This is a genomic window from Microcystis sp. LSC13-02 (assembly GCA_002282935.1).
Lineage (GTDB): Bacteria > Cyanobacteriota > Cyanobacteriia > Cyanobacteriales > Microcystaceae > Microcystis.
In genome coordinates, this window is record MTBT01000041.1 from 1 (window position 1) to 2811 (window position 2811).

Below are 2811 nucleotides of genomic sequence, written 5' to 3' on the forward strand. Positions count from 1 at the left end.
CACATTTTAGCATATATTTGGTAAATGCGCTAGTATTTAACGGTAAAGCCGTCGTTCTACGACGGGGTTTCAGACCCAAAATTTTCGATGACAGTCACAGCCGATTATTTAGAACAACTCAATCCTTCCCAGCGCCTTGCTGTGGAGCATTTTTGCGGCCCCTTGTTGGTGGTTGCTGGAGCAGGATCGGGAAAAACCAGCGCTTTAACCTATCGTATCGCCCATTTGATCCGTCATCACAAGGTCGATCCAGAAAATATTCTCGCAGTCACTTTTACCAATAAGGCGGCCCGGGAAATGAAAACTAGAATTGAAAAAACTTTTGCTCAACAGCAAGCACAGGAAAAATACGGTCAAAGATTAGAACTTTTGGAAGAATACGAACAGAAAAAACTCTTTTCTCAAGTTTATCGCAATTATACTAAAAAACTCTGGATCGGGACTTTTCACAGTCTTTGTGGTCGGATTTTGCGCTATGACATTAATAAATATCAGGATGAATATGGTCATAGTTGGCAAAGGAATTTCTCAATTATGGACGAATCTGATGCCCAGAGTTTAGTAAAAAATATCGTCACTAAACAGATGAATTTAGACGATAAAAAATTTGATGCTCGCAATCTACGTTATGCGATTAGTAATGCCAAAAACTTAGGGTTAACTCCCAGGGATTACGCCAGAGAAAACCCTCATTTTCGGGGAAAGGTCATTTCTGAGGTTTATCAGGCTTATCAGATGCAATTGGCACAAAATAATGCGCTAGATTTTGATGATTTGATACTGGTTCCAGTCCGTCTTTTTCAGCAAAATGAATCTATTCTCGGTTATTGGCATACGCAATTTAAGCATATTTTAGTCGATGAATACCAAGATACTAACCGGATTCAGTACGAGTTAATTCGGCTTTTATCGACTAATGGTGAAACGAAAAAAAGTGAGTGGAATTGGACGGATCGATCGATTTTTGTGGTGGGTGATGCCGACCAATCTATCTATAGTTTTCGGATGGCGGATTTTACTATTCTGCTCAATTTTCAAGCGGACTTTGGCGATGGTTTACCCGATGATGATACTCGCACGATGGTGAAACTACAGGAAAACTATCGTTCACGGGAGAATATTCTACAAGCGGCAAATAAATTAATTGAAAATAATAGTCAAAGAATTGATAAAGTCCTTGTTCCCACTAGAGAAGGGGGCGATAGTATTTATGTTTTTAAAGCCAGAGATGAACAGGAAGAAGCGGCTTTTGTTATCGATAAAATTCGAGAATTTACCCAAGAAAACCCCGAATTAAATTGGGGTAGTTTTGCCATTCTCTACCGAATTAATGCCCAATCTCGTCCCTTTGAAGATGGGTTAATTCGCAATAATATCCCCTATAATATTGTCGGGGGATTTAAATTCTATGATCGACAGGAGATTAAAGATGCGATCGCTTATTTACGAGTGATTGCCAATCCTGCTGATACCGTTAGTTTATTGAGAATTATTAACACTCCTCGGCGCGGTATTGGTAAAACCACAATCGATAGTTTGCTCAAAGCTGCCCAAGAATTAGGAGTACCTTTATGGGAAATTATCAGCGATGAAACTTCCGTTAATACTCTCGCCGGTCGTGCGACTAAAAGCGTCAATAAGTTAGCTAAAATTATCCAAAACCTGCAAGAAAAAATCACCGATTTATCCGCTAGTGAAATCCTAGATCAAATCATGGAAGATTCGGGATATATCGATGAATTAAAACAGCAGGGAACCGAGGAAGCTGATACCCGGATCGAGAATATTCAAGAATTGTATAGCGCCGTGGTACAATTTCAAGAGGAAAACGAAGAAACCAATCTACAGGAATTTCTCGCTAGTGCGAGTTTAGCCTCGGACTTAGATAATCTTCAGGAAGGTCAAGAAAAAGTCTCCTTAATGACCCTTCATTCGGCCAAAGGTTTAGAGTTTCCTATCGTCTTTTTAGTCGGTTTAGAACAGGGCATTTTTCCCCATAATCGTAGTTTAAACGATCCCATTGCCCTTGAGGAAGAACGCCGTTTGTGTTATGTGGGAGTGACTCGGGCCAAGGAACAATTATTTTTAACCTACGCAAAAGAAAGATATGTCTGGGGGAATAAAGAGATGAAGGTAGCTTCCCAATTTTTGCAGGAATTGCCCCCAGAATTGCTCACAAGCAACCTGAAACCGAAAAAGACCCCAAAAGTGGTTCCCATTCAAACAACCGCCTCTAATCAAAGAAAATGGGGCGTAGGCGATCGAGTGTTACACTCTGCTTTTGGAGAAGGAGAAGTGACCCATATCCTTGGTGAGGGTAAAAAAATGAATCTAGCGGTCAAATTTTCGGGTTTAGGTCAGAAAATCATCGATCCTCGCACCGCACCCATGCAACTTATCCACGAATAGGTAATCATCTGTAGGGTGGGTTAGGCGAAAATAAGTTATAGTCTCACTAAAAATTGAGTATTCGCCGTAACCCACCGGCTTTTTTCTCTCTATCTCCCCACTGATAACTGATTACTGTTCACTGATAACTGACACACCCTGATTCCTCAACTCCGATCGCTACCTGCTGTTAGAATAGAGAATTGCGGTCAGACTGACGATAAAATTGAGAAGCTAAATCCTTGATTCTTAATAGTTGTTGAGAAACTTTCCGCCTACTATCGAAATTATCCGATAATATGGGCAACAGCGAGTTAGTCTATCTCAAGGTTGCGAGAGGACTCCCGTTAGAGCCGCCCTTGCTTAACGGGAGATGAATCGCGACCAAAATGAAACTAACGCGGTAGCGTTTCCACTTTCGAG

At 41.0% G+C, this 2811-nt stretch carries 1 protein-coding gene; it reads left to right on the forward strand.

The window, feature by feature from the left end; all coding sequences use genetic code 11:
* The first annotated feature begins 87 nt into the window (after positions 1–87).
* Positions 88–2409, forward strand: coding sequence for a DNA helicase PcrA (gene pcrA / locus BGL89_RS02570; protein ID WP_286824280.1), 2322 nt, complete (start codon positions 88–90; stop codon positions 2407–2409).
* Positions 2410–2811: the final 402 nt, after the last annotated feature.